Raw genomic sequence first — 24,113 nt, 5'->3', positions numbered from 1 at the left:
AAGTTAACCTGATTCCAACCAAAGAATCTTTCTTTTTTGAGAAATAAAGTATTAAAAACCATGAAAATATTGAAACTTATCTTTCTTTTTTGTATTGCCGTATCTAATATACATGGTTCGGTGCAGGATACGATTTTCCGTATAACAGGCAACCCTGTTTTTACACATAAATATACAGCCGATCCTGCGGCATTGGTACACAACGACAGGCTATACATATATGCGGGTCATGACGAATGTCCCCCTCCCCATAATCATTATACACTGAACGAGTGGCTTGTATTCTCGTCGGATGATATGATAAACTGGACAGAGCATGCAGTTCCGCTACGGGCAAAAGATTTTGCATGGGCAAAGGGTGAAGCATGGGCTTCACAGGTTATCGAACGTGATGGCAAATTCTATTGGTATGTAACTGTAGAGCATGGAACTATACCCGGTAAGTCTATAGGTGTGGCGGTCGCTGACAATCCGCTCGGGCCGTTTAAGGACGCCAGAGGTTCAGCGCTGATAACTAACGATATGACTACAGCCTACACTTCGATAGGATGGGATGATATAGATCCTACGGTATGGATAGATGATGATGGCCAGGCATATTTGTTCTGGGGAAATACGCAATGCTACTATGCAAAACTGAAGGAAAATATGATTGAACTGGATAGTCCGGTAATGGCTGTCGATTTGCCAAACTTTACAGAAGCGCCATGGATACACAAATATAATGGATGGTATTACCTGTCATACGCACAGTATTTCCCCGAAAAACTGGGATATGCTATGAGCAGAAGTATAAACGGGCCTTGGGAATACAAAGGCATACTGAATGAGATCGCAGGCAATTCCAATACCAATCATCAGGCAATAGTCGAATTCAAAGGGCAGTGGTATTTCATATATCACAATGGTGCAATACCGACACAAGGAGGGAGTTTCCGCCGTTCGGTCTGTATCGATCGCCTGTATTATAATGAAGATAATACTATAAAACGGATACAAATGACATCAGAAGGGGTTTTAGGCGTTAAATAAGGTAGTGAGGATAAAGCCTGTATGGGCTTGTCCTCACTTTTGGATACCTCTCCTTTCTAAAAGACTAATAATTCACAACTTATAACTTATCATGAAAAAAAATCTACTGTTTTATTTATCTCTTTTTGTTTGCATAACGGTATTCTCACAGCAAAAGGCGGAGATAGTCGTTAAATCGAACGCCGGAAAATACAAGATCGACAAACATATATACGGTCATTTTTCCGAGCACCTTGGACGTTGCATCTATGACGGGCTCTGGGTAGGGGAAGATTCTCATATCCCTAATGTAAATGGTGTACGCAAGGATATTATCGATGCGTTAAAACATATTAAAATACCGAATCTTCGTTGGCCGGGCGGCTGCTTTGCCGACGAGTATCACTGGATGGACGGAATAGGGGCAAGAGCAGACCGTCCTAAAATGGTGAATACTCACTGGGGTGGGGTATTAGAAGACAATAGTTTTGGTACGCACGAATTCCTTAATCTTTGTGAAGCACTGGGAACAGAACCATATATCTGTGGGAATATGGGAAGCGGCACGGTAGAAGAAATGTCTAAATGGGTGGAGTATATCACTTTTGACGGGGAGAGTCCGATGTCGAACCTTCGTAAGAAGAACGGACGCGAAAAACCGTGGAAAGTAACTCTGTGGGGCGTTGGTAATGAGAATTGGGGTTGCGGAGGAAACATGACTCCGGAAGGCTATGCCGAAAATTACCGCCGTTATGCTACTTATTGCCGCAACTACGGAGAAAACAGACTGTACAAAGTTGCCGGAGGCCCTAATGTAGACGATTACCGCTGGATGGAAGTGATGATGAAAAACATACCGCATCACATGATGTCGGGTGTATCGGTTCACAATTATACATTTACTTACAAGTGGGAAGATAAAGGAAACGCGCTGGGCTTCAATGAAGATGAGTATTTTTCATTACTGGAACATGGTATGCGTATGGATGAGATAGTGACAAAACATGCCGCCATAATGGATAAATACGATCCTGAAAAGAAAATAGCCATGATAGTAGACGAATGGGGTGCATGGTATAATGTGGAGCCGGGAACCAATCCGGGATTCCTGTATCAGCAAAATACCCTGCGCGATGCTTTACTGGCGGGAACTATCCTGAATATTTTCCATAAACATGCTGACAGGGTGCGTATCGCTAATATTGCGCAATTGGTCAATGTGCTACAGGCCTTGTTTCTTACAGAAGGTGACAAAATGCTGCTGACTCCTACCTATCATGTGTTTGATATGTACAAAGTACATCAGGATGCAACCATGCTGCCGCTCGATATTATAAGTCCTTCATACAGTCGTCTGGGTAAGGAAATCAATTCGGTATCGGCTTCGGCATCGAAAGACAGCGACGGAAAAATACATGTGTCAATTGTGAATATCGATCCTAGCCAATCGGTGGATATAACATGTACTATTAAAGACCTGAAAAACGGCCGTTTCGTTTCCGGTAATATAATTACTGCACCCAAAACAGATTCTCACAATACATTCGAAAAGCCAAACGAAGTAGAGTTGAAGGATTTTAAAGATGCAGCAGTGAAAAATGATGTATTAACGGTGAAAATCCCGGCTAAGTCAGTAGTAACTATAGAATTGAATTAACTCACAAACTTGCGGTTAAATTAACTATGAAAACAATTTTCAATATCCTGTTTTTAGGATGCTGTACTTTTCTTGTATCCTGTACTCAGAAGCCGTTTGAGCCGAAAGCCAACGTAAATCCGTGGGCTGACGATTATTCGGGCATTTCTGAAATGAAGGATTATAAGCAATGGGGTACCTACAATGTACACGATCCGTCGTGCCTGCTGATAGGGGATACATATTATATGTATTCTACCGACGCTATTTATAAAGAAGACAGCGCGGCTATGAAGAAAGATAATCTGCCTTTTGGATATATACAGGTCCGTAAATCGAAAGACCTTGTCAACTGGCAATTTTCCGGATGGGCCTTTAAGGAAATTCCACAGGAAGCCAAAGACTGGGTTTTGGATAATAACAATGGTAAAGGCGCAACCAATATATGGGCACCCTACATTGTAGAATATAAAGGGAAATACCGCTTGTATTACAGCGTTTCAGCTTTTGCCAAACAGGTGTCTTATATCGGTATGGCTGAATCCGCATCGCCCGAAGGCCCCTGGGAGCTAAAAGGCTGTGTGGTGAAAACGAAGACTGGTGATGTAATGAACGCTATCGACCCTAGTATTGTAACCAATCCGGACAACGGAGAACAATGGATGCATTACGGCTCTTATTTCGGCGGGCTGCACTGCGTGCAACTGAATCCCGAAACAGGACTTACGCTTAATGACGGGGATCAGGGACATCTTACTGCCCGCCGTTTCGACGGTAAGAAAAACAATATAGAAGCACCTGAAATAATCTATAACCCCGGGCTGAAGAAATACTTTCTGTTTGTCTCCTATGACCCGTTAATGACAACTTATAACGTGCGTGTAGGCCGCTCCGACAAGCCCGAAGGCCCTTTCACAGATTTCTTCGGAGTTGATATGCGCGAAGAGGCGGATAACTTTCCTATTCTGACTTATCCTTATCAGTTCCGCAACCACATTGGCTGGGCCGGTACAGCCCATTGCTGTGTATTCGCAGACAAAGACGGTAAGTACTATATGGCTCATCAGGCACGCTTGCGCCCCGAAAATCATATGATGGATCTGCATGTGAGAGACATGTACTGGACTGCCGACGGCTGGCCGGTAGTATCTCCGGAAAGATATGCAGCTACCCCGCAGCAGCAGATAAATGAGAGTGATCTTATGGGTGATTGGGAAATAATAGTTATCCACGGTGATGCTCCTGACAGGGATTTGTTTGCCGGACAGATATTATGGGGTGAAAACCATCTGAGAGATAATGAAGAGAATAAATCGGATGTAATCACTTTAAACAAAGATATGTCGCTGAGTGGTAATCTATCCGGCAGATGGTCGTTTGATAAAGCGAATGTTCTGAAACTGGATATTTCTGGAGAGGTATGCAATGTACAGGTATTTATGGGACAGGACTGGGAAAACCAGGCTCAGACTATTTTGTTTACGGGACTCAATTCCAAAGGATATTCCATTTGGGGAAAAAGAGTAAAATAATAAATGAAAATTAGAAAAATAATCTTATGCCTTTGTGACTCTAAATCTATTGAAAAACAGTAATATACTGTGTTAACCGAAATGTTTTTCTGAGCAGTGTATACTGCACAAAAAAGAATTATTAATCATTAATCTAAGTTATATGCAAAAAGTTAAAAAATGGGCGCCATTGATCATGGCAGCATTTACAATCCTTTTGTGTGCTTCATGTCAGGACTGGGGTGAAACAGATCCCCCTTCAGGCAATCAGGTTTATCCTAAACTGGAAAAGATAGTTACTTATTCCTTCGAGGAGGAAATCGACCCTGCAATTATCCAACTCTATGCCTATAGTGATGGCAATACCCCCACACTGGTAAATGATGAAGAGCGCAAAAGTAGTGTGCTCCATTTGAATGGTGGATATGCACATATCGATAATCCGCTCAATAGCGTGAAAGCTCAAAATGGAGTTTCACTCACATTCTGGATGAAACAAGTAGTTCAAACAGGAGAAAACTCCGAACAGGATTTGGATGGGGCACTATTCTCTTTCCAAAACGAAAATGGCACTCAGAAATTCTTCTTCACAGCTAATGGCTGGCTGAGTTATGATGGTATTGACGGAAAATACGAGGACAACAACCCTTCAGGCTATAAAACCGGATTGCTTACAGCCGGTGAATGGCATTATGTGGCAATGACAATCCGGGACAACGGATATGTTATATATGTCGACGGACAGAAGAAAATAGATAAGGAAGTCACCGGATTTGATTTTTCAAAGATTGTTCAGTTCATGGCTTCCGTACCTTCTTTATATCTGGGTTATGGCTCAGGCAGTGAAACTAAGGAATGGATGCTTGACGATCTCACTATCTACCGTAATCAGATTACCGACGGTCAGATAAAAGTACCGGGAACAGGCGGTGAAGAGGAAGAAAATAATTACATCATTGTTGGTAACGAAGATATGTCTACCCCTTGGTGGTCGGCTTTCTCCGATCTTGTAACAATGCAGGGTGACCAGACTATGCATTTCGGTTTCTATAACTACACCAGTGGTACTGATAACTGGAAGAACTGGTTGGTGGTTCTCACCAATGGAAAGAATAGAGATGAAGCCGGTTATGCGGAATATTTCGTATTGCGTGCCGATGCTTACGGATGGGGAGACAGCAATTATATAGGAGGGAATATATCACATAACTTTAATTTTGACGATGGTAGCTTTGTCAATGATATGAAAGGCGCTTATGTAGATCTGACTATCAAACGTACAGGCAACCGAATAGATATTAAGGCTGTAGTTACCTCAATCGCAGGTACAGTATATAATTATACCTTCTTCTATGAGGGAAGTCTTGCTGATAATATCGGTGCATTCCTGACCTGTGAAGGCTCATATCTGGCAATCGATCCGGAAACGGTATATGTAGGCCAGCAATATGCACCGGATACCTATCTGGTTGGTCCGGCAGATCTAAGTGCGGGCTGGTGGTCGTATTTCTCAAATTTCTCCTTGATTAAAACAAATCCTTTTGTTTATACATTCATTAATAACACCAGTGGTGCCGCAAACTGGAACAACTGGCTACTGGTTGTTACCAATGGTAAAGACAGAGGTGAATCCGGTTATGCGGAATATTTCGTATTACGAGCCGATGCTTTCGGATGGGGGCCTGAAGGCTCTAACTACAATGCCGCGAATATATCTGCAAGTTATGATTGGGATAGTTTTGCCACGCAAATGAAAGGAGCATATTGTATGATAATACTGAGACGCAGTGGAGACCGTCTGGATATGACAGCTAAGGTAACCACGGCTGATGGCGTGAAACTGGGTGACTACACATTCTTCTATGAGGGAATTACCACTACCGATGTAGGAGCATTTCTTACTGTAGAGGGAGCCAGTCTGAATATGCGTACGGTAGGATACTATCCGTTCTTGAATGCTACCGAATAATAAATCAATAAAATGTTATATATGAAAAATAAACGAACAAATGGAAAAGCACCGTGGAGCAATTTGCTCCTGCGGTTGCTGCCAATAGTTGTTTTGATACTGGTTGGACAAAACGCATGGGCGCAATCCAGACAGGTGACAGGTATCGTAAAAGATATTACCGGAGAGACCGTTATCGGGGCCAGTGTCGTTGAAAAAGGGACTACCAACGGTACTATTACAGATGACGATGGTGGCTTCAGATTGACAGTCAGCAATGACAACGCTATATTGGTGTTTTCATTCATAGGCTTTCAGCCACAGGAAATAAGCGTGAAAGGAAAGACTATAATAAATGTGACAATGAGAGAAGACTCCGAATTGTTGAGTGAAGTAGTCGTAGTCGGCTATGGCGCACAGAAAAAGGAGAGTGTTATAGGAGCTATTTCGCAGTTAAATACTAAAGACATACTACAATCGCCGGCAGCCAACGTATCACAAGCTATTGCCGGTAAGATTAGCGGTGTTGTCACATCTCAGACTTCAGGTGCACCGGGTGCAGATGATACACAGATCTATATACGTGGACGTGCTACCTTTGCGGGTGATGCTCAGCCGCTTATCCTTGTTGATGGTATCGAACGTCCGTTCTCACAGATTGCGCCGGACGATATCGAAACTATTTCCGTATTGAAAGATGCTTCTGCCACAGCAGTATATGGTGTGCGTGGCGCAAATGGTGTCATGCTGATCACCACCAAGAGAGGCAAGGAACAAAAACCGGAAGTAAGCCTGACAGCTAATTGGCAGATACAAAGCCCTACACGCAAAAATACTTATCTGAACTCTTATGAGTCGGTGACATTGCTCGAAGAAGCATTGGCGAATGATGGGTTACCTTCCCAGTTTTCTGCCAGTGATATTGAGATGTATCGTAAATCGAGTGCGGGTCAATTGAGCGGATTAGACGCTATGCTCTATCCAAATGTGGATTGGTATGATGAAGTATTGAAAAGTACAGCTCCTGCACAGCGTTACAATGTAAGTGTACGTGGGGGGACCAAACGCATGCGTTACTACGCCTCAGGTGAATTTTATGATCAGTCATCTTTGGTTAAGAACTTAAGTAACAATGTATATGGTAACAGTTCAAGTCCTCATTACCGCCGTTACTCTTTCCGGGCCAATACCGACTTCTTCCTGACTAAGGATTTAACTTTCTCAGTAAACTTCGGTACCCGTTTCGAGGAACGTAAAGGTTCCAATACCGAAGAACGAAATGATTATAGCGAGACATTCTATGAACTGAATCATACTCCGGGCTGGCTTTTCCCTGTATCTTATACGGTACAGAACGGAGAAGAAGCAAAAACCCTTTATGGAGGAAGTTCACAGTACCAGAACAACATCGTAGCCGCATTGGCCGAAGGTGGTTACTACCGTGCGGTAAATACCATCAATGAAACCAATTTTATCGTAGACTATAAACTGGGATGGCTGACCGAAGGATTAAGTGCCAAAGCAATGCTTTCGTTTGACTATGAAAACTATCATACCAATCTTTATTCAGCAGGCTTTGCTACTTACGAATTGAATGATCGTGACAACTATACATCTATCGATGCGTATAATCAGTTTAATAAAGATACCGAATTGGCATTTATAGAGGAAGGGAGTTTGAGAGATTCGCAAAAATTTAAGTCTATCTATAAACTCTATATGGAGGCTCAGGTGAATTATGTCCGCAAGTTCGGCAAGCATGATGTAACTGCCATGATGTTGTATATGCAGAATGACTATCGTTATAAATCGGATCTGGCGCAGCGTTACCAGGGTTTGGTAGGGCGTGTTACATACGGTTATGACGACCGTTATCTTGCCGAGTTCAATGCCGGATACAACGGTTCCGAAAACTTTATGCGAGGCAAACGCTTTGGCTTTTTCCCTTCATTCTCATTGGGATGGCGTATTGCTAACGAAGAATTTATGAAGGGTACCGAAAACTGGTTGGATAACCTGAAGCTTCGTGCTTCTTACGGGCAGGTAGGTAACGATATATATCAGATCAACGGTGTAAGGCAGCGTTTCTTATATGAACAAAAATGGTCGCAGATAGCGAATGACTATTACTTAGGAACCACAGGAAAGAGTGGTATCTATGAAGCTCAGTATCCTAATTATGGAGTTACATGGGAACGCGCTCATAAATATAATCTTGGACTTGAGTTCGGCTTGTTTGGTAGCAGGCTCAACGGTAATATCGATGTTTTCTATGAAAAACGTAACGATATATTGACTGAATACCTTACCCGCCCGCAGTGGGTAGGTGTTGCCATGGCAGCAGGGAATCTGGGTAAGACAAAAAATAGCGGTTACGAAATAGAGTTGAAATACAATGACCGTATAGGTAAAGACCTTCATTATTCTGTTGGCCTGACGTACTCTCATGCCCGCAACGAAATTCTGGATATGGACGAGCCTGAATTGAAAACCGAATATCGTAAGCGTGAAGGTCACCCTATCAACCAATACTTTGGACTGATGTGTGACGGATTCGTTACACAAGCCGACATTGACAGTGGCGACCTTCCGGTTTCTACTTTCGGCGATGTACAGGTGGGTGATCTCAAATACCGTGATATGAATGGAGACGGCTTTATTGACGAGAGGGACGAAACCTTTATCGGCAGAAGTGATATACCTGAAAATATATATGCGCTGACATTAGGACTCAACTGGAAAAACTGGGGATTCAGTGTGATGTTCCAGGGGGTTGATAATGTGAGCCGTTATTATGATGCAGAAGCGATGTTTGCTTTTGTAAACGGAGGAAAGGTGAAGGAGCATCATCTCGATCGCTGGAATCCGTCACAAAGTGAAGCTTATAATCTGGCAAATGCCAAATATCCATTGCTGCACTATAATAATTATGGCGATCATAATCAGCGTCAAAACTCATTCTTCTTGAAAAACGGAGCTTTTGTCCGTTTGAAAAATATAGAATTAAGCTATACTTTGCCAACCAACTGGGCAGGTAAAGTAGGAATGAGTGACTGCCGGCTGTTTATTAATGCTAACAACCTGATAACCTGGGATGATCTGGATGGTTTGACCGATCCTGAAAGTAATGGATCTAACCGCTACCCGATTATGAAGACTCTGAATTTTGGTGTAAATATTAAATTCTGATAGAACATGAAGAAAACAATTATATATAGCTTATTTGCTGTGTGCATCGCTACTTTTACACTGACTTCATGCGAAGACGCCTTCGGCGATTTTCTGGACAAACAGCCCAGTAATGAACTGACGGAAGAAGAAGTGTTTAGCGACTGGAACCTGATGGTGGAATTCCACTATGATACTTATAATTTTTTACGCCACGGAGCTGGCCGTATTAAAGATTCCTGGTTGGATTCGGCTACGGATTTGGCAGAGACCAGTTATTCTACAGGTGGGGTGAGAACTACTTTTAATATTGGAAACTATTATGGTTCGGCAGGTGAAGCGGAACTTACGGCTACATGGGAACATCATTATCGTGCTATCCGTAAATGTAACATGATCATTACCCGTATAGAGAGTGTACCAAAAGAGCCTTCTCTGAGCGATACAAAATACAAGGAGGATAAATTGAATTATACATCGGAAGCCCGTTTCCTGCGCGCCTATTTTTATTGGGAGTTATTCCTGCGTTATGGGGCAATTCCGATTGTGACCGAAGTTCTCGATCCGAATGGCGATTTGCTGAGTAATTATATTAATCGCCCGACAGTGAAGGAGTATGTCGTGGATTTTATCCTGAAAGAATTGAAAGAATGCGAAGCCGGATTGCTGACCTATGACAGCGCTTGGGATTCGAGTCAGGCCGGACGCATCGGCCAGCCTATGGCACGGGCCCTGTATTCACGCATTATGCTTTATATGGCTAGCCCGCGTTTCAGCGCCGAATCCGGTGTCACATGGCAGCAGGCCGCTGATGCAGCAAAAAGTTTTATTGATGATTACGGCGCAAATTTCAGCCTGTTTACGACTACGGATGCCGATGGGAATGCTTTGGGTGTAGAGTCTTATACTAATGCATTGTTAAGGACTGCGTATTCCGGAAATAATAAGGAAGTGATTTTTTATCGCAATGATGTAGTTATAAGGTGGGATGCGATCAGGAATGATACACCTGTAGGCGAAGGTGGTAACGGAGGGCTTTGTCCGTCGCAGAACTTAGTGGATATGTACGATATGGCAGATGGTTCTTCACCTTTTGCTCAGTATGATAAAACAGGTGCTCCGGTATATACTAACAATACTCCGGCTGTAAATGCCGCCAGCGGATACAATGATGCCAAGCCTTGGACAAACCGTGACCCTCGTCTGGCTGCAACCGTCCTCTACAATGGAGTGAAATGGGGTAATGGCAATATCAACGTAGTATCAGGTCAGAGGGACAACCCTATAGGTAATACCAATGCAACACCGACAGGCTACTATGTGCGCAAATATATTCCTGAAACTATCCTGAGTGCAGAGCATTCTCAGAGCGCTTACCGCCTGTGGACTATCATGCGTTACGCGGAAATCCTGCTCAACTATGCGGAAGCATTGAACGAAGCGCAAGGCCCTGGTACGGAAGTGTATAATATGCTTGATAAAATACGTCACCGCGCGGGTATCAGTGGTAAGATAGCAGACCGTAGCGATTTGACGTCTTCTAAAGACAATATGCGTAACTTCATTCATAAGGAACGTACCGTGGAACTTGCTTTCGAAGAACATCGCGCGTGGGATGTCCGTCGCTGGAATGTTGCTGTAGAAGCACTATCGCGTCCTATCTATGGCGTAAATGTAAGTGCAGACGGAACTATTACGCGTAAAGTGGCTCAGAGCCGGGTGTTTGAGAACAAGATGTATCTCTATCCTATACCGGAAGGAGAAGTTTGGAAAACAGGCATTGAAAATAATCCGGGTTGGTAATCCTTAAATTGAATACATATGTATACAAGCATGAATAATATAAAAAACAAGTTGACAGGGATAAGTAAATTCCTGTTGATGGGAGTCCTCATATTCGTAAGCTGCAACATTTGGGCACAAGAAGAACAGGAGTTGAGAGGCCGTATCGTGGATTCCGAAGGCAAACCTATTGCCGGAGCTGTGGTAAATGTGGCGGAGCAGAGCCGCATAGCACTTTCCGATGAAGATGGGCATTTCAGTCTGAAGAATGTGAAACTGGACGACGAGTTGTGTGTTAGCAGTATCGGTTATAAAAATGCTACCGGTACAGCCGAATTTAGCGGTGCTTTCCAAATCGTGATGGAACCTGATTTAGATGAATATTTGCATACCATGCCGGTTCCTTTCGGACGCAAGCCGAAGAAATTTATGACAGAAGCCACCTCGGTAGTGACCGGAGAAGAGTTACAGAAGCATCCTATTTCAGTACTTCAGAATGCTTTTACTTCTACTCTTTCCGGAGTGCAAACCTACGAATGGTCGAGTGAGCCGGGATGGACAGAAACCACTATGTATGTCCGCGGTTTGCGTACAATGAATAAGAATGCCCGCAGTCCGCTGGTAATTGTAGATAATGTGGAACGTGACCTTTCGTTTCTGGATGCATTTCCTATCGAAAATATCACTGTCCTGAAAGATGCGGCAGCAACAGCCATTTACGGTATGCGTGGAGCTAATGGTGTGATTATGGTGACTACCAAGCGTGGTGCTGCCGGAAAAACAAAGATCGACTTTACACAGGAAGTAGGATTTCAGATGCTGAGCAATAAGTTTGAAACTCAGAATTCTTATAATATGGCGCTCACCCGCAATCAGGTGAGATATCTCGACGGCCTTGACCCTATGTACACAAATGCTCAGGTAGAGATGTACCGCCGTGTATCATCAGGTGAAAAGCTGACAGGTATCGATCAGTACAAGTATTTCAATACAAACTGGTTTGAAGAACTGTATCGTGAAACAGCCCCGTTGTATAAGACCAATATGCAGATCAGTGGTGGTAACGCCCGTGCGCGTTACTATGTATCATTCTCTTACCTTCGTCAGGAGGGAATATGGAATGACAAGTGGACGAATTATAACGAAGGTTACAATACTTCTCATACATTGAACCGTTATAACCTCCGTTCGAATCTGGACATTGATGTGAATAAGTATTTGAACGTATCATTGGATTTAGGGGGACGTATCGATAATATTACGCAACCGACGACAGGTGTATTCAGTCTGGTGACTTTCGGTGCGGTGGAAGCCAATCCGATGGAGCCGGTATATACTCCGGGAGGACAGATATATTCTTCTAATACGGCTAATAATCCGGCACGCTTGCTGGCTTCATCTGGTCAGGAAAAGAACCGCCGTCGCAACCTGTATTCGACAGTGAATGTGACAGGCGATCTGGGAGAATTGGTTCCCGGCCTGAAAGCAAATGCAATGGTGAGTTTCGATGCTTACGATGTATTTGAATCTACACAGACCAATAGTATCAACTCTTATTACTACGATTATTCAAATCCTTTGGTTACCGATCCGTCAGAATTCAAATTGTCGCAAATGACCTCTTACTCGGCCTTGTCGGACCCGACGGCTAATGAACGTGGTAACTATTACAATCTCAATTTCAATGCAGGATTTTCTTACGATAAGACTTTTGGTAAACACAATGTGGGAGCCCGGGCATTCTTCCGTACCTATCAGAATGCAGTGAACCGGATCGAGAGTACCAACTATGCCAATCAGTCTTCCAACCGTTTCATGTCCTACAACGGACAGGCTACTTATGTGTACGACAGCAGGTATATTTTCTCCGGTAACCTTTCCTATATGGGTTGTGACAATTTTGCTCCTGACGACCGTTGGGGTACTTTCTGGGGAACATCCATCGGTTGGGTAGCCTCGGAAGAATCATGGCTGAAAAGCAAGAATATTAATTTACTCAAACTTCGTGCGTCATACGGTACATCCGGACAGTCTACCACAGGAGCCAACCGTTATCCATATCAGAGTACTTATGGCTCAGGTACAGGTTATAATTTTGGTACTTCCAGTTCGAGCATCGGAGGTATCTATGAAAGTCTGGCAGGCAGTAATAACAACAAGTGGGAACTTTCAGAAATGCTAAATGTGGGCTTAGACTTCGATTTCTGGAATAAAAAACTCTACGGGTCGTTCGATGCATTCAAAGAGTGGCGTTCGAATATACTGATAGACCGTTCTACTATTCCTAGTATAGTGGGTGTGGCAGTGGCTCAGGACTCTTACGGAAAAGTTGAATCCAAAGGGCTGGAATTATCCCTCGGCCATCGTGGAAACATAGGTAAGGTGAATTACTTTATCGAAGGTATGCTGTCTTACAATACCAATAAAATTACCGAAATGGATGAAACAGAGCCGAATGTTCCTTGGCAGCGAAAAACAGGTGACCGTATCCGTGATTATACTTCAGTTGCCGAACTTTACGAAATACCGTTTAATAACAGTGTCGGAGGCTGGAATATTTACAAATTTGAGGGTTGGGCAAGCGATCCGAACCTGATTGCCTCCAGCCAGCAGGATGCTATAGATAATCCGGAGAAATATCCGTATAATACAGCTTCGAATGGTTCACAACAATTAGGAACTGCCGTATTCAGAGATTTGAACGGTGACCGTCAGATTGACTCTAATGATATGGTTCCCGATACATATACCATCATTCCCGAACTCACTCCATCTATGACTTTCGGGTTTGAATATGCCGGATTCGATGCTCGTGCCATACTCACAGCTTACCTGAATCGTTCAGTGTTCCTGTCTCCTGCTGTCAGCTATTCGGGCTGGAGTAACATGGGTACTCACGAAGTAACTAAGGCTTGGGGATATTATACAGACGATCCTACCGACTCCCGTAACATTAATGCTACTTACCCGCGTCCTACTTATGGAGGCTTCAATGCTATTGACAGCGACCGTAGTACAGGTACATATCAGAATGATATCTGGATCGTGAATGGAGATTATTTATCGTTACGGAATATCGAAGTTGGCTATTCTCTACCTAAGAAGCTTATAGCCAAGGCTAATCTTACCAAATGCCGTATCTATTTTAGCGGATATAACTTATATACCTGGAGCCATTTGCCGAAAGGCCTGGATCCGGAAAAGCCGATGAGCTATTGCTGGTGGTATCCGAAAACCCGTTCGTTCTCCTTTGGTATAAACATTGGCTTCTAAGTAAGGTAGAATATTTAAAGCATTGTTTTCAGACATACTATATTATTGCTATTATACATACAAAAGCAATAAAAAGGTCTGAGACCTTAATTCAAGAATAAACAAGGAATATAAAATGAAAAAGATTGCAATATATATAACCACGGCTCTGTTGCTATTAAGTAATCATTCTTGTAGTGATTATCTGAGCAAAGAAGTGGATTTGTCCCTATCGGACGAACAGGTATTCAGTAGCTTTGAGAATACGCGGGGTTTTCTGGCAAATATTTATACTTATTTGCCCGATGCCTTTGCCGGATATAATAATGGACAATTTCTGGCAGCATCGCGTGACTGTATGACGGATAATTCTTTGTCTTTCTGGGATGTACATTATTACCACAGTGTGCTTACCGACAGTTACTCGGCAGCAGACCATCCGTTTGCCAAGGATTTCTGGCCGAAGAATTTCAAAGGTATCCGTGCGGCAAACCAGTTTATGAAGAATGCACGCTCGTCAGTGATTGGTAATTCGGAAAAAACAGGAGACGATAATCATCTGTACGATCGCAATATAGCTGAGGCACGTCTGCTTCGCGCTATCTTCCATTTCGACATAGCCTGCTGGTTTGGCGATGTTCCCGTTATTGGCAATGATGAGAATGGAATACCTATCGTATTCGATCCGAGCGACACAGAGGCTATGAACAGGGCACGTACGAACTGTGCGGACGCATTGAAATGGATTGCCGACGAGTGTGACGCCATAAAAAATCAATTGCCATACCGTTATAGCAATGAGGATGAAAACTGGGGCCGTGTGAATGGGGCTGCCGCGTATGCTTTAAAGTCAAGAGCTTTATTGTACAGGGCATCCGCGCTCCATAATCCGGACAATAAGGCTGAATACTGGCAGGAAGCTGCTATAGCGGCATTGGATTTAATTACAGAAAATGCGAAGCACAGTAACCGCTATAAGTTATATACGACAAGTGATAATAATCCGAATAAAAATTATTATGAATGTTTTGTGACCACTCCGTACTATAATGACGAATACATTCTGACCCGTTCCGTATGGAATACTTATCAGATAGAGCTGTTTCTTGCTCCTTGCGGTTTCAGTGGTACAGCAAGTTCCACAGGACGTACCAATCCGACTCAGAATCTGGTAGATAGTTATGAAACCATCAATGGCCTGCCTATCGATCAGGACCCTGCTTACAACGACCAGAACCCGTATGCGAACCGCGACCCGCGCCTTGAACAGACCATTCTGCACAACGGGTCCGTCTGGGGTGATCCTTTGCAGGAAGAGCAACGTGCCGTAGATGTATCATATCCTGACGGAAAAGACTATCAACAGCTGCATGGCGGTACACTGACCGGATATTATACAAAGAAGTTCCTGAACAATATGTCGTTCAAAAGCCCTTCTACATACAACCATGCCTGTCCTATCTTCCGCTATGCTGAAATCTTGCTGAATGCTGCCGAAGCGATTAATGAGGCTTCGGGGCCCGATCAGGCTTATCAGTATGTAAATCAGGTGCGTGCCCGTGTAGGTATGCCGCCTTATAAAGGTATGACAAAGGAACAGCTTCGTGAGCGTATCCGTAACGAACGCCGCATAGAATTCTGCTTCGAAGACCATCGCTTCTTTGACGAGCGTCGCTGGAAGTTATTCGAAGGTCAGACTGTCAGCAGCGAAAAGAGCCTGCCGCGTTACAAACAAGTGTATAATATTTATGGTGTAACAGTTACTCCTGAACTTTCGACCGTTTACACATACGGAGGAGCTCAGAAGCATCCTACCCGCGCATTCAACAGCCCGAAAAATTATTACTTCCCACTGCCTGATACAGAAGTGAAGAAGGCTCCGAATCTTAGACAAAATCCGGGTTGGGAATTATCTGTGGCATCTGAATAGAAGGATATGTTGAGGTTAAGAACTTTAAAAATGAAAAATGTATGAAACACTATAAATGGTTTAGCTTATTAGTTATCTGCTCGCTTTTCTTCGGAGCGTGCAGTGACGATGATAAGGATTTTGGGGAACTAGGCGTAATCATTGAAACGCCCGTTGTGTCCGAAATAACCTATTCGTCGGCGCAGTTGCAGGCTACATTGTCTTCTGCAAAAGATGTGATATTGTCGAAACGTGGCTTTTGCTATAGCACTAAAGCCAACCCGGATATTTATGATGCAACGGTTGTTGCTACGGGCAATGAGTCTTTTACAGCTACGCTTACAGGTTTACAGGGGCACACCACTTATTATGTACGCGCCTTTGTAAGCATCTATAACGGAGGAGTAGCTTATTCGTCCGAAATAGAGCTGTCGACCGGCGAAGGGACACTCGATGAACAACTGGCTCAATATAAGGCTCCTGCCTATGCGGATAATTATGCAAGTATCGCCGCCTGGGACAACCGCAGCCAGTGGAATCTGGCCAATGTACACGATCCTTCGGTGGTGTTGGCTAAAGACGGTTATTATTATATGTACCAGACAGACGCTTCATATGGGAATGCGCATGCCGGACATGGACATTTTCATGCCCGCCGTTCCAAAGACCTTGTGTATTGGGAATATCTCGGCGGAACTATGAAAGAACTACCGGAGTGGGTTATTCCTAAACTGAATGAAATCCGTAAAGAGATGGGGCTGGGAGAAACTACCAGTACCGGCGAAAGTGAGTTCGGATATTGGGCGCCTGGTGTGCATAAGGTAAATGATAATTTGTACCGCATGTATTACTCGATTATTTGTCCGGGGCTGCTTAATGGCGAGGGTACTTGGGGCGAACGTGCCTTTATAGGTATGATGGAAAACACCGATCCGGCAAATAATGATGGCTGGATAGACAAAGGATATGTAGTCACCAATGCTTCGGATAAAGGTCTTAATTTCAATGTGCAGGCAAACGACTGGGCAAATTGCTACTACAAATGGAATGCTATCGACCCTTCATATATAGTCACTCCTGAGGGAGCGCACTGGCTTATCTATGGTTCGTGGCACAGTGGTATTGTAGCTATGGAACTGAATGCGGCAGATGGCATGCCGAAACAAAGTTTAGGCGTTCCGTGGGCTGATACCAGTGCCCCTGCCGGATACGGACAATTGATATTTACACGTCAGGCAGGTAATCGATGGCAGGCTAGTGAAGGCCCGGAAATAGTTTACAATCCCGAAACAGGTTATTACTATCTGTTTGTAGCCTATGATGCATTAGGCGTCCCTTATAATACCCGCGTAGCACGGTCGAAGAGCATTACAGGACCATATCTGGGCATCGATGGTACAAATGTAACTGCGGGCGGGGACATGCTTCCTGTGGTTACTCATCCGTATAAGTTTGCGAATAGTAATGGTTGGGTAGGTATCTCACACTGCGCTGTATTCAACGATGGTAATGGCAATTGGTACTATTCTTCGCAGGGGCGTTTACCTGAAAGCGTCGATAATTATATTATGATGGGACATGTCCGCAGCATTCGCTGGACAAAAGACGGGTGGCCACTGGTGATGCCGGAACGTTATGGGGCTGTACCGCAAGTCGCTATTACTGAAGAGGAATTGGTCGGCAACTGGGAACATATCGATTTGTCATATAGTTACGGAAAACAAAAGGAATCGTCTGTAATGACCTTGACGGCAGAACATACCGTATCGGAAGGTACGTGGAAAGATGCTTCATGGAGTTATGATGCCGGGAAGCAAGTACTGACAGTGAATGGAGTGGAATTATATCTGCAACGTGAGGTGGACTGGGAAGCCAATCCCAGAACGCATACTATAGTTTATGCTGCTTATGGTGGTAATTTTAAAACGTACTGGGGTAAAAAGACCAAGTAATTCTCAATCTTATGCAAAAACTGTTTTGCTGCTAATTGGCAGTAGAGCAGTTTTTGGCTTTTAAGCATAGCTGATAGCCAGATATGTAAGAAATAATATGTTTTATAACATATCTAAATAAGTGTATTTGATAACACTTATTTTTTATCTTGCAAGTGTATTTGATACACTTATATAGTGTTTCTAGGAGATCTAAATAAATCACTGATATAAAAATGAAAACAGAGAAGGAGAAGATGGCTGCCGGAGAGCGTTATTGGGCTCATGGTGAAGAAATGATAGGGCATCGGGCAAAGATAAAGCCAATACTTCACAAATTGAACGTGACGGAATATTACACCGATAAATTTCAGGATGTAATAAACGAATTATGTCCTAATTCGGCAAAGGATCTCCACCTTGAGCCTCCTTTCTTTTGCGACTACGGCGAATTTATATATGCTGAAGAAAATGTTTTCATCAATACAGGGGCGGTTATTCTCGATGGCGGAACAGTAAAGATAGGAGCCAATACGTTGATCGCACCGGGAGTACACATATATACAGCAGGCCATCCGCTCGATGTTGAAGACCGCAAGCAATGGGAAGCATGCAAACCTGTGGTTATAGGAAAAGATTGCTGGATAGGAGGTCATTCTACCATTTGTCCCGGTGTGACTATCGGTGACCGTTCTGTTATCGGGGCAGGAGCGGTAGTGACAAAAGATATTCCCGCTGACAGCCTTGCTGTTGGCAACCCTGCAAGAGTAGTGAAAAAGCTAAATCAATCAAAATAAATTAATTACCATGAAAAAATTATTGGGAGGATTTTTATCTCTCTTTATTATCGGATTATTGGCATCATGTTCCCCAAAACAAGATGCTTTAACCAGTCCTGATGGAAAAATAACAGTGGAATTGAATCAGGATTCTGCAAAAGTATTGAAATATACCATAAAGAAAGATGGTGTAACTGCAATCGAACCGTCAGTCCTAGGATTGGTAAGGAGCGATGCAGATTTTTCTTCACTTGAAATTGTAAGTATCGGGGCTAAACGTAGTGTTCAGGAGACTTATGTTACTCCTGCCGAAAAAAGGCTGAACAATAGTTTCAAGGCAAATGAATGGGATGTGAAAGTGAAAAATCCGGAAGGAAAAGAAATGACAATTACTTTCCATATCGGAGACAACGGTGTTGCTTTCCGCTATGCCTTTGATGAAACTTCTACAGACGAAAAGACCATAGAGAAAGAAAATACATCGTTCCGCTTTGCGGCTACTTCTAAAGCCTGGCTGCATCCGCACGATGATGTGAAAAACTGCTGGGCACAGACATGTCCGAGCTATGAAGATAATTATATTACAGACATTCCTGTAGGAACGGAAGCTCCTAAAAAAGCAGGTTGGAGTTTTCCGGCTTTATTCAATAACGGAGAAACATGGGTGTTACTTACAGAAGCGGGGTTAGAACCGCCTTATTGCGGCACACGTCTGGCTCAGCATAGTCCTGATGGTGAATATTTTATCGAATTTCCTCAACAGGGGGAAACTGTAAAACCTACCGATCCTGTTACTCCGATATCGAAATTGCCGTTACGTTCTCCATGGCGTGTGATTATGCTGGGAGGATTAAACGATATAGTAGAAAGCTCGATGGTAACAGATGTTTCCGAACCAAGCCGGGTGAAAGACGCAGGTTTTGTAAAACCCGGAATCGTAGCATGGAGCTGGGGTGTGGAAAAAGACCCGTCCGTTAATTACGACCGCCAGAAACAATATATCGACTATGCCGCTAAAATGACGTGGGAATATGTTCTGGTAGATGGACTTTGGGATACTGTGATTGGTTATGAAAAAATACAGGAGCTTATAGATTATGCTAAGACTAAGAATGTCAAACTTCTTCTGTGGTATAATTCCGCGGGAGATTGGAATACAACGTATCAAACCCCGAAGAATGCATTGTTGACAAGAGATGCCCGCAGAGCCGAATTCGAAAAGGTGAGTAAAATGGGTATTGTCGGTCTTAAAGTCGATTTCTGGCCGGGTGACGGGCCTTCGGCCATTCAGTATTATTATGATATGATGCAGGATGCTGCCGATTATAAGTTGATGCTCAACTTCCACGGTACTACTGTACCCCGTGGGTGGAGCCGTACATTTCCTAACCTGATGACACTGGAATCTATTAAAGGCTTCGAGTTTATAACTTTCTCTCAGGAAACTGCCGATCTAGCCCCGCAACATTGTGCTACGGCTGTTTTTGCCCGTAATGTAGTCGGCCCTATGGACTTTACACCTGTATGTTTCGGAGAAATACCGAATATTCAGCGTCGTACATCCAACGGATTCGAAATTGCATTGACCGTTCTTTTCCAATCCGGAATTCAGCATTATGTGGAAATTCCTGAAAGTATGGAAAAACAACCCGACTATGTACAGGAGTATATGAAGAATGTTCCAAGAAGCTGGGATGATGTGAAGTTAATAGATGGCTTCCCTGCCAAATATGCTGTATTTGCGCGCAAGTCAGGTGATAAATGGTATGTAGCCGGAATTAATGCCGAAACCGCAGTGAAAACGTTGGAACTGGATTTGTCGAAACTGAATATCTCAAAAGAAGGTACAATGATTACCGACGGTGATACTAACCGTACATTCAGCCAAAAACAGGTGTCATTGAATAATGGAAAACTAAGCGTCGAAATTCAACCGAATGGCGGATTTGTAATAGTATTTTAGTAGCCCCCTATTCCCCCGGAGGGGGACTTTAGGATATGAAAAAATAAATTAATTAATAATTTAATAGATATATACTCTCTCTGGTTCCTCCCCTTTGGGGAGGCTAGGAGGGGCTTAATTGTTGAAGTATGAAAAAAATGTATAAAGTTTTAGGCCTGGCCTCATTACTGGCTTTTGGTCAGTCGGCTGTTGCACAGCAGACCTATGAATTTACATTAGATACGAAGAAAGTGGGAGCGCCTGTTCAGTCTACCATGTACGGACTTTTCTTCGAAGATATAAACTTCGGAGCCGATGGCGGATTGTATGCAGAGCTAGTGAAGAACAGGTCTTTTGATTTTCCGCAAGAGCTTATGGGCTGGTACACTTTCGGTAAAGTGGAAGTGCGGAAAGATAATCCTCCTTTCGATAAAAATCCGAATTATCTGGTATTATCCAACCCCGGACATGGGCACAAGCATACCGGAATAGAGAACGAAGGATTTCGGGGAATGGGCTTTAAGAAAGATGCGACTTACCGCTTCTCTGTTTGGGCAAAGAAAGTAAATACAACGGAAGATCAGAAAATCCGTGTCGAATTTATCAATCCCAAAGATGAAATAATAGGCAGTCAGGAATTAGTTATAAACTCACCGGACTGGCAAAAACATCAGGTAATAATAACAGCTAAGGCAACGGAGGAAAAGGGACGCTTACGCATATTCCTTGCATCTAAGGGCGCGATTGCCGTGGACCATGTTTCATTATTTCCTACCGATACATATAAAGGCCGTGAAAACGGATTGAGAAAAGATTTGGCTCAGGCACTGACGGACATTACTCCCGGGATATTCCGCTTTCCGGGAGGATGTATTGTTGAGGGTACAGACCTCGATACCCGTTATGACTGGAAAAAAACTATAGGCCCGGTTGAAAACCGTCCGGTAAATGAAAACCGCTGGCATTATACGTTTACTAACCGCTTCTTTCCAGATTATTATCAGAGTTATGGATTAGGCTTTTATGAATACTTCCTTTTGTCGGAAGATATGGGGGCAGAACCACTGCCTGTATTAAGCTGCGGATTGGCCTGTCAGTTTCAGAACGAAGATCAACATGCGCATGTACCTGTAAGCGATTTAGCGCCATACATTCAGGATGCGTTAGATTTGATTGAGTTTGCAAACGGTCCTGTAACTTCCACCTGGGGAAAAGTACGTGCCGATATGGGGCATCCCGAACCTTTCAATCTCAAATTTATAGGTATCGGTAACGAACAATGGGGAGAAGAATATCCTGAACATCTGGCTCCGTTCGTGAAAGAAATTCGTGCGAAATATCCTGATATGAAGATAGTCGGCAGTTCGGGGCCTTCGGCTGACGGAAAGCAATTCGACTATCTGTGGCCCGAAATGAAACGTCTGAAGGTGGATTTGGTGGATGAACATTACTATAAAGAGCCGGATTGGTTCTATAAGAATGCTGCCCGTTACGATAATTATGACCGTAAAGGTCCGGCTGTATTTGCCGGAGAATACGCTTCGCACGACCATTCTACAGGGAAGCAGAACAACTTCCTTTCTGCTCTGTCCGAAGCTGCATTTATGACAGGATTGGAACGTAATGCCGATATTGTGCATATGTGTACTTATGCGCCTCTTTTTGCACATGTGGATGCATGGCAATGGTGTCCGGATATGATCTGGTTCGATAATCTGCGGATGATGAAAACTCCGAATTATTATATACAACAACTTTATGCTCAGAATAAAGGTACTAATACAATGACTTTATTGTGGCCGGATAAAAAAGCCGTGACAGGCCAGGAGAATCTCTATGCTTCTGCTGTTTATGATAAAGGCCAGAACTGTTACATTGTGAAAGTAGCAAATACGAGTACGGAGGCAAAGAATGTAAAAGTAACATTGACCGGAACTAAAAAGAATGCGACATTCACAGTCGGTGATTGTATAGTCATAAAGAATAATAATTTGAAAGCGATAAATACACTCGATACTCCAACGAATATTATTCCTGAAAAAACAACAGCAGTAATGGAAGGAAATATACTGAATATACAGACTGAGGGTCAGTCATTCGGTGTATATAAGATAAAACTGTAAATCAACAATCAGGTTATTTTGAAAGAATCCAAATATATTCTCTGCTTTGATGGAAGATAGTATTTGGATTCTTTTTATTTATACTAAATTTGGGATTGAATATTCTTTCGGCAAATTTATCTATATAGAATGACTGATAATTTTTAGCAGGTAGTTCTTTGAAAATTCAGTGAATAGGAAAAGTAACAACTGAAAAAATGCAGAAGAAGTGTTACCTTTTATTTTTAAACACGGAGTAAAAGGTGTAACACGGAGTTTTTAGAAGAAAAAGTGACAATAAAAATTGTGTGAAAAGTCAAGTTTGTCAAGTTTTGTACATAAGCTATCGGCTAATAGCTAATAGCTAAAAATGTGTTACCTTTGTTATTTTTTTGTGAGTGTACTGGTTTTTAGTGTACTAGTTTACGAGAAAGATATTGTTAACTGATTACCCTGTTACCTTTTAACTATATACAGTTAACGAACGTAAAATATGACAAGATAAAAACGATGAAAATTCTGTCAGATATGTCAGGTTTTAACTAAACATGGTTAATAAATATGAATATGATAATGGGCTGGAATTTGTGTCTTTGTGTGATAATACTGTTTACTGTAAAGTCACTTATGCGATAGCCAACGCTAACGGCTAAAAGCTGAAACATGTGTTACTTTTGTTACTTTTTCTATTTGAATTAATTATAATAATCATAAACAATATACCCAATGACCACAACAAAATTATTAAACAAAGCAGCGGACAATATCCGCATCCTATCGGCCTCTATGGTCGAGAAAGCTAAATCGGGCCATCCCGGAGGCGCCATGGGCGGCGCTGATTTCATCAATGTGCTTTTCACCGAGTTTCTGGTTTACGATCCGAAGAACCCGCAATGGGAAGGCCGTGACCGCTTCTTTTTAGACCCCGGGCATATGTCCCCGATGCTGTATTCCACCCTTGCCCTGGCCGGTAAGTTCAGCATGGAAGACCTCCAGGGCTTCCGCCAGTGGGGCAGTGTAACACCGGGCCATCCCGAAAGAGATATCCTGCGTGGCATCGAGAATACCTCCGGCCCGCTCGGACAAGGACATACCTTTGCCGTGGGAGCAGCCATCGCCGCCAAGTTCCTCAAACAACGCTT

General features: G+C 43.1%; 12 protein-coding genes and 1 pseudogene. All 13 read left to right on the top strand.

Annotated elements, in window-relative coordinates:
• Positions 1-60: 60 nt before the first annotated feature.
• Entirely contained in the window at positions 61-1,032 is a 972-nt protein-coding gene (locus tag IR083_RS22855) for a glycoside hydrolase family 43 protein (protein ID WP_194226055.1), read from the top strand.
• Between the two features lie 91 nt (positions 1,033-1,123).
• A complete protein-coding gene (locus IR083_RS22850; protein WP_194226054.1) occupies positions 1,124-2,668 on the top strand; it encodes an alpha-N-arabinofuranosidase in 1,545 nt (514 codons plus the stop codon).
• A 26-nt stretch (positions 2,669-2,694) separates the two neighbouring features.
• Positions 2,695-4,179, top strand: coding sequence for an arabinan endo-1,5-alpha-L-arabinosidase (locus tag IR083_RS22845; protein WP_194226053.1), 1,485 nt, complete (start codon positions 2,695-2,697; stop codon positions 4,177-4,179).
• Positions 4,180-4,321: 142 nt separating this feature from the next.
• Positions 4,322-6,127, top strand: coding sequence for a LamG-like jellyroll fold domain-containing protein (locus tag IR083_RS22840; RefSeq protein ID WP_194226052.1), 1,806 nt, complete (start codon positions 4,322-4,324; stop codon positions 6,125-6,127).
• A gap of 21 nt (positions 6,128-6,148) precedes the next feature.
• A complete protein-coding gene (locus IR083_RS22835) occupies positions 6,149-9,295 on the top strand; it encodes a SusC/RagA family TonB-linked outer membrane protein (RefSeq protein WP_242052517.1) in 3,147 nt (1,048 codons plus the stop codon).
• A 6-nt stretch (positions 9,296-9,301) separates the two neighbouring features.
• The gene (locus tag IR083_RS22830) at positions 9,302-11,077 is read left to right on the top strand and encodes a RagB/SusD family nutrient uptake outer membrane protein (protein ID WP_194226051.1); all 1,776 of its coding nucleotides are present in this window, start codon (positions 9,302-9,304) and stop codon (positions 11,075-11,077) included.
• 30 nt (positions 11,078-11,107) lie between these two features.
• Positions 11,108-14,329 carry a SusC/RagA family TonB-linked outer membrane protein gene (locus IR083_RS22825; protein ID WP_410492899.1) on the top strand — a complete coding sequence of 1,074 codons (3,222 nt, stop codon included), beginning with the start codon at positions 11,108-11,110 and terminating at the stop codon, positions 14,327-14,329.
• A gap of 115 nt (positions 14,330-14,444) precedes the next feature.
• Positions 14,445-16,238, top strand: a complete 1,794-nt coding sequence (locus IR083_RS22820) for a RagB/SusD family nutrient uptake outer membrane protein (protein ID WP_194226049.1) — start codon at positions 14,445-14,447, stop codon at positions 16,236-16,238.
• Between the two features lie 41 nt (positions 16,239-16,279).
• On the top strand, positions 16,280-18,169 hold the full coding sequence (locus tag IR083_RS22815) for an arabinan endo-1,5-alpha-L-arabinosidase (RefSeq protein ID WP_194226048.1): 1,890 nt from the start codon (positions 16,280-16,282) through the stop codon (positions 18,167-18,169).
• Positions 18,170-18,384: 215 nt separating this feature from the next.
• Positions 18,385-18,945 (top strand): sugar O-acetyltransferase, encoded by a 561-nt coding sequence (locus IR083_RS22810; RefSeq protein ID WP_194226047.1) that lies wholly within the window; start codon positions 18,385-18,387, stop codon positions 18,943-18,945.
• Between the two features lie 10 nt (positions 18,946-18,955).
• Positions 18,956-20,890, top strand: coding sequence for a glycoside hydrolase family 97 protein (locus IR083_RS22805; RefSeq protein ID WP_194226046.1), 1,935 nt, complete (start codon positions 18,956-18,958; stop codon positions 20,888-20,890).
• A gap of 137 nt (positions 20,891-21,027) precedes the next feature.
• Complete coding sequence (locus IR083_RS22800; protein ID WP_194226061.1) at positions 21,028-22,992, top strand: alpha-L-arabinofuranosidase C-terminal domain-containing protein; 1,965 nt, start codon at positions 21,028-21,030, stop codon at positions 22,990-22,992.
• Positions 22,993-23,697: 705 nt separating this feature from the next.
• A pseudogene (locus IR083_RS22795) lies at positions 23,698-24,113 on the top strand (transketolase); the annotation flags it as partial.

It is taken from the genome of Dysgonomonas sp. GY75, assembly GCF_015234155.1.
GTDB classification, from domain to species: Bacteria; Bacteroidota; Bacteroidia; order Bacteroidales; family Dysgonomonadaceae; genus Dysgonomonas; species Dysgonomonas gadei.
Note: the sequence above shows the minus strand (reverse complement) of the source record. Positions and strands in the feature narration are given on the sequence as shown.